Source organism: Sporomusa sp. GT1 (genome assembly GCF_014634905.1).
Classification (GTDB): domain Bacteria; phylum Bacillota; class Negativicutes; order Sporomusales; family Sporomusaceae; genus Sporomusa; species Sporomusa sphaeroides.
Map to the genome: position 1 here is coordinate 41,934 of NZ_BMBX01000010.1, position 15,668 is coordinate 57,601.

The window sequence follows — 15,668 nt, forward strand, 5'->3', positions numbered from 1 at the left end:
TTTTTTAATCTGCGATTACGTCGACAATCGTTATTTGGGGTTTCATCGCTAAATCAATCATTTGACCGGTGATCATACTGTAGCCGCGGGGCCCGCGTTCGGCAATCTGCACGGTGGGAGTAGCGGTAAACCGGGCTTTATTCTTTATTACATAGGCCATTTGATTGGTACTGAGTTTTACCAGCGTGCCTACCGGATAAAGCGGCGTGGTATGAAAGAAGGCTCTTAACAGGTACATATCAAATAAGGCATTGCCATTGGCCAGCATGGAATCGATAATCTTGCCGCGCGGCTGGCCTGTTTTGGCAGCCATATTCATGTTATTGTCAAAGTGATTGGCGATGGTCACTATGCGTGACAAAGGATGAATTTCTTTTCCGGCCAGTCCGAGCGGATACCCCTGGCCGTCGTATTGCTCGTGATGTTCGGCGGCAATACGGGCCACAATGGTCCCGAGCTTATTTTTCACCAACAGCTGTTGGCCGTAAATAGGATGCAATCGCCCGGGATCGGAGGCAATCGATCCCTCGATGGTCGGCATAACTGTCTTGCCTAAATCATGAAAAAGCGCTCCCATAGCCAGGTCCATCAGTACCGGACGCGGCAGCTTAATATACAGGCCGGTGGAAATGGACATCAGGCAGACATTTATGGCATGAGCAATTTCATCTTCGGTGGGCTGGCGTACCTGGACATTCACAATTTGTCCCAGGTTTTTTTCGGTATTGTCAATTACCTGGCCGACGGTTTGCTGAATTTGTTTTAGGTAAATTGTCCGCAGGCCGGAATTGAGAATATCCTGGCTTTTTTTGTTAAATAATGACCGAAAGCATAACGTAAGCTCTTCTCTGACCTCCGGAGCAATTACGGAATGCTTTTTTAGCTCAACTGCATATGGATCATAAATAGGGATACTGGTTATACCGAGCTGAGTCAGCCGGGTAATGTAGTATTCCGTAAGGGCAATGCCCTGTTCCAGAAGCAGATTGCCATTGTCATCAATAATATCGCGTGCCAGTACCATGCCGGCTTTTACCTCGCTGATAAGCATAAGGCAACCCTCCTTGTCCTGCTTACCATTATTATACATAAACCGCGCCAGAAAGGAAATATGCAATATGCCTAGTTATCTGGGACTTTTGGCTGATATCCGACACAAAGCACATCTGCTTTTGGCGAGGCATATTATGTTAGTAAGAGTAACAGAAAGGTTGCTTGGTCTGAAGGGGGGAATAAAGGTGTCTTTGTTGATAAAAACCCTGAAAGCTAATGTACGCTTAGCAGCGCTTGCCACAGTGCTGTTTGGTATAGTGGGGCTGATTTCCTGGATGCCTGAACATTTCTATGTCATCTATCCGGAAAATTTGTATCTTAGCATCCACACAGTAGCTGAAATCATTTGTCTGGTTATTGCTTTAAGCGTATTTGTTGTAGTGTGGTATGGCTGGCCGCAAACCAACAATAGCCGTGACCTGGTTATTGCCATGGTTTTCCTGGCAGTAGGCATTTTGGATTTTGCTCATTTGCTGTCATACAAAGGCATGCCTGATTTTATAACCGCAAATAGTGAAAATAAAGCCTCTATTTTCTGGATTATCAGCCGGCTGCTGGTCAGCGGCGGGCTGTTGGCGGCAGTTTATATTCCCCGGCGCAGTATAAGTGCGGTGTTTCACCGGCTGTACCTTCTGACAATCACAATTTCAGCAGCGGTATCACTTGTCGGAATGGTTATATTGTTTGAGCGTTCTTTGATTCCGATGTTTATCGCCGGACACGGGCAAACGGTGGAGAAGATTACCCTTGAATATATCGCTATGGGCTTCAATCTGTTGGCCATATACCTGTATGGCTGCCGTAATCCATCCCAACAGTCGGTATTTTTGCTGCGTGTCAGTCTGGTATTTAGTTTGGTGGCCGGGATGTCGTTCACCTTGTACGCCAATACGTATGACAGTTTTCATTTTCTTGGCCATATCTACAAAATTATGGCATATTACTGCGTGTTACGGTCGTTGCTGCAAACCTCCATTTTACGCCCCTATATGCGTATCTCACGTCTAAATCAGGCACTCAAGCATATGGCTGAAAAAAGAATGAGTTTGTATAAAGAGACCCGGGACTCGGACCGTATTTTGCGGCAGGCGTTTATTCAGCTTGGCGCCACGTTGGCCTCCAAACATGATCTGGCAGCCATGCTGCAGCAGGTAGTCACCGCTACCGGAACCGTGTTTCAATGTGAGCATGTTTTTTTGTCTCTGGTTGAGGGCAAAACGCTGAAGATAGTGGCATATCTCAGCAGTTTTAAGCCGCCGGAGAGACTTCAGCCTGAGAAAAGCTTTATGGGGAAGGTCTTTTTTGATAAGAGATCGGTAGTAATTGACAATGTTGAGAATCATTCGGATATAATTCAGGACACCTTGTGTCAGGCACAGCTGAAGTCAATGGTTGGCGCACCGATCAGGCATAACGGCGATGTTATCGGCGTGCTGGTATTATTCTCCCGGAAGGAACGCGCCTTTACCCAGCATGATGCTCAATTTTTAAGCGTGTTTTCCCACCATGCCGGCGAAGCCATTAAAAATGCCAGGGCCTATGAGACAACGGTGGAAAGCTTTACCCAGCTCACGCTGCTCTATGATGTTGTAAAAGATCTGGCTGTGCAGAAGTCGCCGGGTGCCATCCTGACAAGGGTAGCCGAAAAACTCTACAGTTTGTTTGCCGCCGATGGAACGGTAGCTTTCATCATGCATCACCGGGATGACGGTATTCACACCGAACCGGTATTTACCACCGGGTTTGAACAAAAAGAAATCGATCACCTGCAGCGGGTATTTTCTGACGGAAAAATGACCTGGCCCTGGAGCGGTCTCAGCAGTATGGACGAAAGTACGGCATATGACAGTGAGCGGAGTCTTATCACCATGTCGGTACTTATGTCGCGCCGGCTTAATATTTTGCCGCTGTTAGCCAACGGTAAACTGCAAGGACTGATTGTGCTCGGCTGGAATGATACCACCAAGGAAATTCCCCAGGGAAAAGAACTTATGCTTAGTACCATTGCCAGCCAGACGGCAATTGGCCTGGAAAGAGCTTACCTGTATGACCATTTCCAAGCCATGGCACTTACCGATCCGCTCACCCGCCTGGCCAATCGCCGTCAGTTTGAGATGGCGTTAGGCCGTGAGATTAGCCGTACACTGAATTATAACCGCCCGCTCAGCTTAATCATGCTGGATATCGACTTTTTCAAAAAGGTCAATGACACCTGGGGGCATCTGGCCGGAGATGTTATCCTGCAGAAAATGGGCGCGATGATTAAAGAGCATTTTCGCACAACCGATATAAGTGCACGCTATGGCGGTGAAGAGTTTGCGATAGTTTTACCGGAAACCGGTTTGGCGGAAGCCCGCAGACTGGCAGAGAATTTCCGTAAATTCATTGAAACCGCCAAATTTGAAGTGGACGATACCGTAATTACCATTACCATAAGTTTAGGTGTAGCTACTTTTGAAATTTGCACAGGCTGGGAAGATCCGAAAACTAAGATTATTGATGCCGCCGACCAGTCGCTGTACCGGGCAAAACAGCAGGGACGCAACCGCGTTGAATGTCATATATCACCAAATTGCCCATATATATAGAATAGTTCTGCCAGGACTTACGCATGCTAAGCCTATAAACTGTAAAGGAGGGGATTATAGGTGTTAACATCAAAAGAATTGATGCAGCTGGAAGATTTCCTGGGCATGGAACAAAATTGTGCCAAAACCATGAGTTACTTCGGTGCCAATATCCAGGATGCTCAGACTAAACAGCTTTTTCAGCAAATTGCGCAAAAAAGTCAACAGCATTTTCAGACTATGACCAAACATTTGAATGCCGGACAAAATTTACAATAATTGAGGTGAATAACTGTGGCACAGACGGGACAACAATCCAATCAAAGTATGCAGGCCGGCATGAACGGTCAAGGGGCCACCATATCTGAGCGTGAACTTCTGCAGCTGGCGCTGTCAGATGCCAAATATACAGCTACTGCTATCAATACATTTGCCTTGGAGTGTGTCAGTGAAACACTCCGCCGTGATTATTTGACCATCCTTGGTGAAGTGCATAGTCAGGAAAAGCAAATTTTTGATCTTATGCAGCAAAAGGGGTACTATACCGTCCAAAATGCTAATCCGCAAGATATCGCGCAAGCTAAATCCAAGTTTAGCAGCCAGGCGCAGTAATATAAGGCACATGCCCCGCGTTTAACGCGGGGCTTTTTATGTCCTGTTTCCCCAATTGCTTCGGTATAAAAAGGCCTTGACAGTCTATGAAATCAGAGTTAGAATTAACTAAGAATTACTCGATAACTATTTTCCAGTGGTAATTTGTAGTAAAGTAGGGGATAAGAATGGACATTTGTGTTACCACATTGTTAAGGGACAAGGGATTCAAGGTTACGCCGCAGCGGTTGGCTATTTATAGTGCTTTGGCCGCTACTAAGGCACATCCAAGCGCCGAAATGATTTACAATGAGCTGCAACCGGTTTATCCGACTATGAGTTTGGCAACCGTGTACAAGACCATTGAAATCTTGAAGGAATTGAATTTGGTGCAAGTACTTAATGTCGGTGAAGATAGTTTCCGCTATGATGCCGACACCACTAATCATCCGCATGTCCGCTGCATGGGCTGCGGACGGGTTGATGATTTGTACGGAGTGGATTCTTCCGAGTTTATCAAACAGGTTTCGTCTCAGACCGACTATACTCTTCAGGGCCAGCAATTCTATTTTTATGGTATGTGCCCTCGATGTCAGAAGCAAACTGCGGCGGTCAGCTAAGGAGTAAACAACACCTATAAAGCACGAAGAGATTGGCGTATGACGGCAGTCTCTTCGTTATTCCATGTTAAGGGCAGGTTAGAATTATGAATCTGGCAAAGTACATCGATCATACGCTGCTCAAACCGGCAGCCACGGTGGAAGAAATTATCCGGCTGTGCGAAGAAGCTGCGCAGCATAAGTTTGCTGCCGTCTGTGTCAATCCGATCTATGTTGACCTGGCAGCCCATCATCTGGCCGGAACCGGCGTGAAAACAGCGACAGTTATTGGCTTCCCCTTAGGGGCTACTTTTTCCGCCGTTAAAGCGGCTGAGGCCAAAGAGGCGGTACTGCGAAAAGCCGATGAACTGGATATGGTCATACATATCGGGGCCGTCAAAGCCGGACTGTGGGAAGCTGTTAAAGCCGATATTGAGCAGGTTGTGGCGGCGGCTGACGGCGCTATTGTCAAAGTCATTATTGAGACCGGATTGTTAACCGATGAGGAAAAACGCCTGGCTTGTCAGGCGGTCATTGCCGGCGGAGCCCATTTTGTTAAAACCTCTACAGGCTTTGGCCCCGGCGGGGCGACCGAGGAAGACATCCGCTTGCTCAAACAAGTGGCTGGCGACAAGATCGGGATAAAAGCGTCAGGCGGTATTCGCACCCGCGACCAGGCGCTGGCATTTGTTGCTGCCGGAGCAACCCGTTTGGGAACAAGCGCCGGCATCGTCATTGCAGGCGGAGACAAGCCGGCGGTTGACGGTTAAAAAGGTAAGCTACAGAACTGGATTGCTGCCCGGTGTTTCACAATGATGGAGAAGGACGGAATCATTGCGAAACACTGGGATAAGCAGTCTTATTTTTATTTAGTTTACATAAAATACATGTAGAAGTAAACTGGAATTCATGATATACTGTCCTTTACTTGCTCGAAAGGAGGGCAGCTATCATGCGTAATCTGGTTGAAATGATCCCAGGCGGCGTGCCGGTGGTAGTTGGTCTGATGTTAGCCAGTCTGCTGCTAAGCAGCATGGTGCCTATTCGACCGCAAATGTGGCTGTACCCACTTGTACGGCAGGCGGTTGTAATGAAAATTGATTATCAGACTAAAAACATGCTGGCACAGGAAACGCCGCATTTTATTATTCGATACACACCAAGTGATGCCGATATGGTTGCTATGGTGGCAGAAGCGGCTGAGGCTGCTTATGAGCCGGTAACTTCGGCGCTGCATTATGCGCCCGGTAAAAAAACACTGATTCTGATGCACCCTGACCGTCAAGCGATGAAACAGGCGTACGGCTGGTCCGGAGATGCCAGTGCTATGGGCTTTTACTGGGGCGGCGTTATTCAGATTCTTTCACCCAAGGCGTGGATGAAAAACCCGTCGCTTAACGAGTTTATTGCTACCGGTCCGTTGGCCCACGAATACACTCACTTAGTGCTTGACCATATGGCCAGAGGCAACTATAGCCGCTGGTTTACCGAAGGGCTGGCACAGTATGTGGAATACCAGGTTAACGGTTACGAATGGGTGACGGCAGATAACCGTTTAACAGGCAAGCTCTACACGATGGACGAGCTTGACGGGGATTTTGATAATCTGGATAATCAAGCGCTGGCTTACCGTCAGTCGCTGGCTGCTGTCCGTTATATTGCCGAGGTGCATGGGGAGGCCAAGCTGACTCAGGTGCTGACCTATCTTACCAAGGGCGAAAAAGTCAATAAGGCGATTGAGAAATCGCTGGGTATGGATTATGGCAGCTATGAGACGATGGTTAACCTATGGGCTCAAGGCAATATGAAACAATATAGCAAAATCGCAAAATAAGGGATGTGCCGGCTATACTGGCATATCCCTTTACATATATATACCAAACTTGGGAAAATTAACAGAGATATTGCCGATAAGGGGGGAGCCTATGCTTACCCGGCGGGAGTTTCTTAAACTCTGTACTTCTGCGGTTTTAACAACTGGTTTGAGTCAGCAATTAATACCTGTCATGTGTCAGGCCTTTGCAGAAAACAAGACGGTAAAACCGCCGGTAATCTGGCTGGAACTGGGGTCTTGTACCGGTAATTCCGTCTCCCTGGATAATGCCGTTAATCCCAGTTTGGATCAGCTGCTTACCCAGATGATCGATATGCGCTATAATTGGCTGCTCAATGCGGCGCAGGGGACTGAGGCCGTACAGGCACTCATCGATACTGTGGAAAACGAAGCCGGTAAGTTCTGGCTGGTCATTGAAGGCTCGGTGATGACCGGGGACAATGGCCGGTTTAATCATATTTTTATACGTGATAATCAGATGGTGACCGGCATGGCAGCCCTGCAGGAATTTGCCCCGAAAGCCAAATATATCATTGCCGTTGGCACCTGTGCCTGCTTTGGCGGCCCCGGAGCAGCCTATCCCAATCCGGGAGGCGGCAAGGGGGTGTGGGAGGTAATCAAACAACCGGTTATCAACATACCCGGCTGTCCGATTAACCCTGATTGGGTGACAGGTACTTTCAGCCATCTTATGCTGTATGGCCTGCCTGAGCTTGACAGCTATAACAGGCCAAAGCTGTTTTTTAGTCAGACCATTCATGATTTATGCCAACGGCGCCAACAGTTTGAAGACGGAATTTTTGCGTCATTTCCCGGCGAAAGCGGCTGCCTTTACAAGGTTGGCTGCAAAGGACCGGTTACGTATGCAGACTGCCCCAAGCGGCAGTGGAATCATTATGTAAATTGGCCGGTAAGAGCCGGTGCACCCTGCATTGGTTGCGTCAATCCGGGATTTCCTGACAGCAGTATGCCGTTTTACCAGCACCTGCCCAACATCCAGACACCGTTGGGGGCGCTTAATGTTAAAAAGTTTGGTGCCGCGGCTGCCGGACTGGGGGTTGCCGCAGTAGGTGCCTATCTGGCGACCGGCGTTGCCGCCAAGCGGGTCGGCAGAAATTGGCAAAAGGGTACCAAACCCAAGGAAACTGAGCCGCCTGAGAATTTGGAGCAGCTTAAACAGGAGCTTGATGATCTCATTCGCCAACAAAATGAACTCATTGGCGAGAGTCAAAGTCTGGCGCGAAGCAAGGGCAGAAAAAAACTGCGCAGGACCTTCCGGCAGAAAGTGGCTGCCTTTTTCCGCCGGGGACAAAAATAGAGGAGGTAGTGCGGCATGGCTGTGCAGACCGTTTTTCCGGTAACACGTATTCACGAACCGCTGCGGGTCGACATTGAAGTAGAGAATGGTAAAATTGTGGATGCCTGGTTGGGAGCGCATTTGTTCCGGGGGATTGAATGTATGCTGAAAGACCGTGACCCGCGGGATGCGGCCCTGTTTACCCAGCGCATCTGCGGCATTTGCTCAGCCGCTCATGCTGTTGCCGCCGGCATGGCTCAGCAGCAGGCCTTCGGCGTTACTCCCACCACGACCGGGCAGCATGTAACCAATTTAATTTTCGCTGCCGACATTATTCAGAACCATCTCCGGCATTTTTATGTTTTGGCATTATATGATTATGTAAAAGGGCCTGATATGCCGCCATACATACCCCGGCCGCAAGCAGATTTTCGTCTGCCGCCCAAGATAAATGCCGAACTTTTACAACATGCCAGGGAAAGCTCAATTAAGGCGATGCAGGCCCATGAGGCCATGGCTGTATTTGGGGCCAAGGCGCCGATGCAGCAGACAATTATCGCCAGCGGGGTTACCGAGCAGGCTACGGCAGAGCGGCTGATGATCTACCGCAGCCTTTTGCAGGAACTGACCGAGTGGGTAGAAACCGTTTTTATCCATGACGTTATGGTTCTTGCCGACTACTATCCGGATTACTATACCATCGGGGGCGGGTATGGTAATTTTATGTCTTTTGGCATGTTTCCTGCACCGGTAACCGGTGACAGAGTGTTTGCCCCCGGACTGATAGTAAATCAGGGACAGGCTCTGCCGCTGAGTGTCAGTCATATTGGGGAAGAAATCCGCTTCAGTTGGTATAAAGACGAGCAGGAACGGCGAACTCTGCCGGCAGGCCGCACCATTCCCGACAGGGATAAGCCGGAGGCATATTCCTGGGTAAAGGCGCCACGCTATCAAGAACTCCCGGTGGAGGGCGGGCCGTTGGCCAGAGCTTTTATCAACGGCGAATACCGGCGGGGCGTGTCGGTGATGGATCGCCTGGTGGCCAGGGCCCAGGAGACGCTTAAGATATGCCGCCTGGCGCAGGAATGGATTAACGAAATTGTACCCAATACTCCCAGTTGTCAGCCATTTACGCCACCAGACAGCGGGGTGGGAGCAGGTTTGACAGATGCTATGCGGGGGGGACTGGGGCACTGGATGGAATACCGGCATAATAAGGTGACCCACTATCAAATCATAACGCCAACAACCTGGAACTTCTCGCCCCGCGACAACCGCGGTGTCCGCGGTCCGGTAGAGCAGGCGCTTATCGGCACACCAGTGGCCGACGAGTCCAACCTTGTGGAAGCCGGACGAATTATCCGTTCCTTTGACCCTTGCTTTACCTGTGCGGTGCACATGCTGGAGCGCTAGAATTATCGGCTATAATGTCAGGTATCCGGACCTTGTGAGCAGTTGAAGCAAGCCGGAGTGCGTGATACAATAGAATAGGTAAGAGAGTATGCTAAACTTGGCTTTATGCCAAGTTTTTTACATCTGGAAAGGGGACAAGTATGAATATATTTCAAGCTTGTGATATACGCGGGGTTGCCGGCAGAGAGTTAAGCGATGTGATGGCCAGGCGCATTGCCTTGGCTGTTGGTGTCAGACTTACCGGGCAAAAGATCGTGGTAGGGGGCGATATCCGGTTGTCGACTCCCCGGCTGCAGCGCATTATGATTGACGGGCTGGCTGAATCCGGCTGCCAGGTGGTTGACATTGGGACAGTGGCGACCCCGGTATTTTACTATGCGCTTAAGGCAACCGGTGCAACCGGCGGTATTATGGTAACCGCCTCGCACAACCCATCCCAGTATAATGGCTTTAAGTTAGTCCTTGGTCCTCAGCCTGTCAGCGAAGAAGATGTGGCGCAAATAGGCCATATGGTGGCAAGCAACGCCCGGACGCAGGGGAATGGCCAGATATCGCAGCGTCCGGTTATTACGGACTACCTTGCGTATACGGCAAGCAAAGCCTGCCCGGGCAAGCTAAAAGTGGTCCTTGATGCCGGCAACGGGGCAACGGCCACCATTGCTCCTAAGCTGTTTGAACGGCTGGGATATGAGGTAATTGCCATCAACTGCATCCCTGACGGGCGCTTCCCCAACCATCCGCCCAATCCGGCACTGGCCGAAAACCTGCTGGCACTCGGTGAAGCTGTGCGTACACATGGCGCAGCGCTGGGGATAGGCTTCGACGGTGATGGTGACCGGGTAGGATTTGTTGACGAAAATGGCCGTCCGCTGGACAATGATGATATTATGGTGCTTATTGCCCGGCATTACCTTGCCGGTGAGAAAGGTGCTATTATCTATGATGCGAAATGCTCCATGGTAGTACCGGAAGAGGTGGTTAAAGCCGGCGGGCGGCCTGTTATGGCCCGTGCCGGGCACACTTTCAGCAAAACGGCTTTTTTGCGGGAAAATGCCTTATTTGCCGGAGAAATCAGCGGTCATTTCTTTTTCCGCGAGTTAGGCTATGATGACGGTATGTTTTCCGGATTAAAAGTCTGCCAGCTGGTAGCCGACCAAGGCAGTCTGGCCGCGCAGGTGGACAGCATACCCAACTATCTTTTAACTCCCGATATCCGGGTTCCGTATCACAAGCCGGATAAAGCGGCGGTGCTGGCACAAGTGGCGGACAAGCTTGCCGCCTATAAGCCTAATCTGATTGACGGTGTCCGGATTGAGTTTGACGACGGCTGGGGGATGATTCGCGCTTCGGTAACCGAGCCATTGTTTACTCTGCGGTTTGAGGCCAAAACAGCTGACAGGCTGCAAGCCATTACGGCCATACTCCTGGAGGCGCTGCCAACCGATGTCAGGGAAGCCGTTAACGCCAAACTGCCGCAGGTATGAGTTGACAAAAAAAAGGATTTGCAGACAGGAAGAGCGAAATAAATACCTGTTTTGGAATAAAGCTGCACAGTAAGGGGTAATTATGCAAATTCACGTTTTAGCCAGCGGTAGTACCGGAAATGCTACTTACATTGAAATGGAAAATACTAAATTGCTGGTGGATGCCGGCATTAGTGCCAGGCGCATTAAACAGTCACTTGACAAAATTGGCACTAAGATAGAAGACATCGATGGGGTGCTGATAACGCATGAACATCGTGACCATGTCAATGGTTTAACAACATTACTTAAAAAATATAACCTGCCAGCCTATACCCAACCTGATACCTGGCAAGCGATGTATTGCAGGAACGCATTGCCGGAGGCATGCTGCAAATTACTGTCTGACAGTTTTACTATCGGCAAGGTAAAAATAGAACCTTTCAGCATCTCCCACGATGCGGCAGATCCGGTAGGTTTTCGCCTATACGCCGGCAGCAGCAAAGTCTGTGTTGCCACAGACCTTGGTTTCGTTACCCCTACAGTGAAAGCAGCACTGGCTTTGTCTGACGCTGTGGTCTTAGAAGCCAACCATGATGTCGATATGCTGCAAAATGGCAGTTATCCCTGGTATTTAAAAAAGCGTATTATGAGTAATCGCGGTCACTTGGCTAATACCGACGCCGGCTGGACTCTGGCGCGACTTGACCGTAAAGCGCATACCCATGTTTTCCTGGCCCACCTAAGTAAGGAAAACAATAGCCTGGAGCTGGCGGAAAAAACGGTAGCCGATATTTTAACAACACAGGGCTGCAAACTTGGTCAGGATATCACTCTCCATCGTACCTACCCTGAACAGATTTCAGGACTTAGCGAACACAAATAGGAGGCGATTGCATGAACTGGTATAAAAGGTTGACTCCCTATATTGCAGTATCATTAATAAGTATGATTATTGGCGCCACCCTTATGGTGGGTTGTGCCGGTGGCATTAGCGGCAATAAAGCGCAAAAACCCAATACGGCTGAGTCGCCGTTTACGGCTCTCCAGCCGCCTACGGCTCAGGCGCAAGTATCAGAAGCGCGCAATACTCCCATTGTGCGGGCTGCGCAAACGGTTGGTCCGGCGGTTGTTGGCATTACCAACAAAGGTATTGCCCGTGATTTTTTCAGCAACCGCAAAGTTATGGTGGAACAGGGCAGTGGTTCCGGCGTTATCTTTGATGCCCAGGGCTATATTGCCACCAACTATCACGTGGTAGCCAATGCGCAGGAAATCTCGGTCTCTTTGGCTGACGGACGCACCATGGACGGGAAAGTTATCGGTGTTGATGCTGCCACCGATTTGGCAGTCGTTAAGGTAGATGCCCAGGATTTGCCTGTTGCTATCCTGGGAGATTCCGACGCCCTGATGGTTGGCGAACCTGCTATTGCCATCGGTAACCCACTGGGGCTTGAATTCAAAGGCAGCGTAACTGCCGGTGTTATCAGTGCGCTCAACCGTTCACTTGATATCGGCGAACGCCGTTTCAAGCTTATTCAGACCGATGCGGCCATCAACCCCGGCAACTCAGGTGGTGCTCTCGTTAATGCCGACGGTGTGGTTATCGGCATCAACAGCGCCAAAATTGCCCTCTCCGGCGTGGAAGGCATTGGTTTTGCTATCCCTATTAACAGTGCCCGGCCCATTCTCCAGTCATTAATTGACAAAGGGCGGGTAATCAGAGCATACCTTGGCGTAGGCGCGCTGGACCCGACTACTGCTGCCAAGTATGGCTATGAGCTTAAACTTGAAAAAGGCGTATATATTGTTAAAGTATCCTTAAACGGTCCGGCCGCTAAAGCCGGTATCCGCGAAAAAGATGTAATTCTTAAGGTTGCCGGAGCCGAAACCAACAGTGTCGCCGAACTGCGGGCCATTCTCGACACCCACCAGGTAGGCAGCACTGTTGAAGTCGTTATCTTACGCAATGACAAGAAACAAACTATCGATGTTCTGCTGGAAGAGATGTCTGAACAATAAGATGAAGATTACTATTATTGCGGTAGGCAAAATTAAAGAAAAATACCTAACTGCCGGTATCCAGGAATTTGTCAAGCGCCTGACGCCGTACTGCAAGCTTGATATTGTTGAACTTGCCGAAGAGCGCATGCCTGATAATCCCTCACCGGCCGAAAAAACACAAGCGCTCACCCGTGAGGGTGAGCGCATTTTAAAAGCTGTCAAGCAAAGCAGCTATCTGCTTGTCCTGGATGTGGCAGGACAGGCCATCTCATCAGAACAACTGGCGGCGAAGTTTGATAGTCTGGCCCTGAGCGGACAAAGCGATATTACCTTTGTAATCGGCGGCGCCTTTGGCCTGTCAACTGAAGTTTCTGCAGCAGCCAAAGAACGGCTGTCATTTTCTAAAATGACCTTTACCCACCAAATGATACGTCTGCTGTTGGTGGAACAGGTGTACCGGGCGTTTAAGATTTCTAGGGGGGAACCGTATCACTGGTGACGGCGGAAAACAGTGGCACTTAAAGTATTAGTATTGTTATTGGAATATGTTGGTTTATGCTCGTATTCACCATCATAAGTAAAGGGAGGTGAAGACGAAAATGACTAAAAAAGAGTATCAGGAACAAGTAGAGAAAACTTTTAAAAAATCTCTTAAAAACATTATGTATGACTTATGTGTCATCCAGGATTTAGTACCTACTGAAGGAGCGCACATATTAAAAGTGCCCAAAGATGTATTTGTTTATTGGCGAAATCAATTTAGATTTGGCCCTCTTCAACGTAGGTGCGATCAAGCTAAAAAAAAGGATACTGAAAGGCTACTAGGATATGATGAGAAACTTAAGGATAAGCAAATAAGTAGACCTTTCCAACACAGCCAAGAGCAGTCCTTGGCAGGTTTCCAAGAGTCACTAGAAAGGTATCTTGAAATGCTAATGGCCAAAGAGCTAATTTATCCAAGCGAAGGATTTCCCAAAATAAACTTCGATTTAAATATTGCTTGCCTTGAACAGACGCTCCAGTGGTTAGACGACTACCGTGCAAATAAGTTCTATAATAAATATTTAATGGATATTGAAAAATAGAAACTGAAGTGCGGGAACTAACTAGAGAGTCAGGTGACGGTTTTTTGACTCACAAGGTGATTTGTTCTAAGGTTTTTTGCAGGGCAATTGGAAGCACAGGGACATACACCTTTACTTTTATTGTATTCAGAAGCTATAAGAATAAGTATTGTTGCGAAGCAAATTTTACGTCCCCTTGCTTCCCGTCCCCTTGCTTCCCTCTGGACGGAAATCAAAGACTTATGATGTTTACTTAGAAAGATAATTGCTGATATAATATAACAAAATGTGGCGAAAAAGTAATGACAGTTTGATACTAAGCAATGGGGGATTCAAAATAATATTGTTAACAGTATTGCTGCATGGGATATGAGAAATGGCTGAAGGGAGTGGGATGATAATTAATACAATGCTTGCAATTCAGATGAATATTTTTATGGTTATATTATTGTCACTCATTGCCGCTCATGCTTTCTTTAAGTTGAATAGAAAAGCGCACGACCAAAGGTTGTTTCTAGAATTAATATTCTTAACTATACTAATATTGATATTAGAAATTTTAAGTGTGTTATTAAATTCTGGTGATTATATTGATTTCATTATTGTCCACAAATTAGTTGATACGCTTGGATTTGCACTGACACCATTGGTGCCAATTCTTGCATTACTATTTGTATATAAAAAAACAAACAAATACAAAAAAATAAATATAAAAAGTGTTTTTTTGTTAAGTGTTCCGCTTGTTGTAAATAGCATTGTATCATTAGGCAGTTTCAATTTTAACTGGATATTTGCTATAACCAATGAGAATATTTATATGCGGGGGCCACTATGGTTTGTTTCACCAATAACGAGCTACTTTTATTATATTATAAACTTATTGCTTTTATATAATGTTCGAGAGAAAATTAATAGGGAAGAACTGCTAATACTTAGTTTGTTTACAATTATCCCCTCTTTGCTGTCTGTTTTTCAATTATATTACTTTGTGTATCTAACGATTTGGAATAGTGTAGCGATTGCTGTTGTAATTAACTATATTTTTCTTGTACACAGTCAGACAAAGATTGATCCATTAACACGATTGGGTAACCGCATAGCCTACGATGAATATCTTGCCCTTTGGGAGAGGAGACGCAATATTGTCTTAGCGGTGGTAAATATTGATTTGGACGACTTTAAAATTATCAATGATGTTTTTGGACATTATGAAGGAGATAAAGTGTTAAGGGTATTCGCCAGACAATTGGAAGAAGTATTCGAAGGAAAAGGAGTTTCTATCCGCTTGGGTGGCGATGAATTTATAGTCTTAGTTAATGAGAACCGAAGAGAAATAGTAGAAAAGTATATAGAAACATTAAAAGATAATATCGATACATACAATAAAATCAGCGACAGGCCTTATCATGTTAAATTTAGTTATGGAATGGCTATATTTAACAATACGTATAACAATATACATGAGCTTATTCAGCATAGCGATAAGCTCATGTATGAAGAAAAAAATAAACGAATAGGGAAATATCAAAAGCCAGCGAAATAATTCAACTAGTGGGACGATAATTTATGCATTTAGTAGTTATACCAACTTGAGTACACCGTCTTCCACATCTGCAAATGATACTGTTACACCCGCTACGGGGAGTTACTACCATTGACAATGGGGACGGTCCTTTTTTGTCACAAAGCGAGGTGCCAAATTAGGACCGTCCCTGCGTGTCCCTGTTTACGGTTCAAGGTAATAGTACGGAATCCATGGAGCATGAATTTGGAGGTGCGTTAT

Annotated in this window: 15 protein-coding genes; 14 read left to right on the forward strand and 1 reads right to left on the reverse strand. The window is 47.4% G+C overall.

Annotation, left to right across the window (positions count from 1 at the left end; translation table 11 throughout):
- Positions 1-4: 4 nt before the first annotated feature.
- The gene (locus tag GT1_RS12625) at positions 5-1,051 is read right to left on the reverse strand and encodes an HD-GYP domain-containing protein (protein ID WP_188399049.1); all 1,047 of its coding nucleotides are present in this window, start codon (positions 1,049-1,051) and stop codon (positions 5-7) included.
- A gap of 187 nt (positions 1,052-1,238) precedes the next feature.
- Here GT1_RS12625 and GT1_RS12630 point away from each other — a divergent pair, with 187 nt between their 5' ends.
- The 14 genes from GT1_RS12630 (at position 1,239) to GT1_RS12695 (ending at position 15,428) form a co-directional block, all read left to right on the forward strand.
- Positions 1,239-3,641: an MASE3 domain-containing protein gene (locus GT1_RS12630; RefSeq protein WP_188399050.1), complete on the forward strand. Its 2,403-nt coding sequence runs from the start codon at positions 1,239-1,241 to the stop codon at positions 3,639-3,641.
- 60 nt (positions 3,642-3,701) lie between these two features.
- A complete protein-coding gene (locus GT1_RS12635; RefSeq protein ID WP_188399051.1) occupies positions 3,702-3,899 on the forward strand; it encodes a ferritin-like domain-containing protein in 198 nt (65 codons plus the stop codon).
- Positions 3,900-3,914: 15 nt separating this feature from the next.
- A complete protein-coding gene (locus GT1_RS12640) occupies positions 3,915-4,232 on the forward strand; it encodes a spore coat protein (RefSeq protein WP_188399052.1) in 318 nt (105 codons plus the stop codon).
- A 167-nt stretch (positions 4,233-4,399) separates the two neighbouring features.
- Positions 4,400-4,831: a Fur family transcriptional regulator gene (locus tag GT1_RS12645; RefSeq protein ID WP_188399053.1), complete on the forward strand. Its 432-nt coding sequence runs from the start codon at positions 4,400-4,402 to the stop codon at positions 4,829-4,831.
- Between the two features lie 86 nt (positions 4,832-4,917).
- Complete coding sequence (gene deoC / locus GT1_RS12650) at positions 4,918-5,580, forward strand: deoxyribose-phosphate aldolase (RefSeq protein ID WP_188399054.1); 663 nt, start codon at positions 4,918-4,920, stop codon at positions 5,578-5,580.
- 182 nt (positions 5,581-5,762) lie between these two features.
- A complete protein-coding gene (locus tag GT1_RS12655) occupies positions 5,763-6,644 on the forward strand; it encodes a peptidase MA family metallohydrolase (RefSeq protein ID WP_188399055.1) in 882 nt (293 codons plus the stop codon).
- A gap of 91 nt (positions 6,645-6,735) precedes the next feature.
- Entirely contained in the window at positions 6,736-7,962 is a 1,227-nt protein-coding gene (locus GT1_RS12660; protein WP_188399132.1) for a hydrogenase small subunit, read from the forward strand.
- A gap of 15 nt (positions 7,963-7,977) precedes the next feature.
- Complete coding sequence (locus GT1_RS12665) at positions 7,978-9,354, forward strand: nickel-dependent hydrogenase large subunit (RefSeq protein ID WP_188399056.1); 1,377 nt, start codon at positions 7,978-7,980, stop codon at positions 9,352-9,354.
- Positions 9,355-9,494: 140 nt separating this feature from the next.
- Positions 9,495-10,838: a phosphomannomutase/phosphoglucomutase gene (locus GT1_RS12670; protein ID WP_188399057.1), complete on the forward strand. Its 1,344-nt coding sequence runs from the start codon at positions 9,495-9,497 to the stop codon at positions 10,836-10,838.
- Between the two features lie 82 nt (positions 10,839-10,920).
- A complete protein-coding gene (locus GT1_RS12675; protein ID WP_188399058.1) occupies positions 10,921-11,703 on the forward strand; it encodes an MBL fold metallo-hydrolase in 783 nt (260 codons plus the stop codon).
- An 11-nt stretch (positions 11,704-11,714) separates the two neighbouring features.
- Positions 11,715-12,839, forward strand: a complete 1,125-nt coding sequence (locus GT1_RS12680) for a S1C family serine protease (protein WP_188399059.1) — start codon at positions 11,715-11,717, stop codon at positions 12,837-12,839.
- A 1-nt stretch (position 12,840) separates the two neighbouring features.
- The gene (rlmH, locus tag GT1_RS12685; RefSeq protein WP_188399060.1) at positions 12,841-13,320 is read left to right on the forward strand and encodes a 23S rRNA (pseudouridine(1915)-N(3))-methyltransferase RlmH; all 480 of its coding nucleotides are present in this window, start codon (positions 12,841-12,843) and stop codon (positions 13,318-13,320) included.
- 100 nt (positions 13,321-13,420) lie between these two features.
- Entirely contained in the window at positions 13,421-13,906 is a 486-nt protein-coding gene (locus GT1_RS12690; RefSeq protein WP_188399061.1) for a hypothetical protein, read from the forward strand.
- 355 nt (positions 13,907-14,261) lie between these two features.
- Complete coding sequence (locus GT1_RS12695) at positions 14,262-15,428, forward strand: GGDEF domain-containing protein (protein WP_223226234.1); 1,167 nt, start codon at positions 14,262-14,264, stop codon at positions 15,426-15,428.
- The last annotated feature ends 240 nt before the right edge of the window (positions 15,429-15,668 follow it).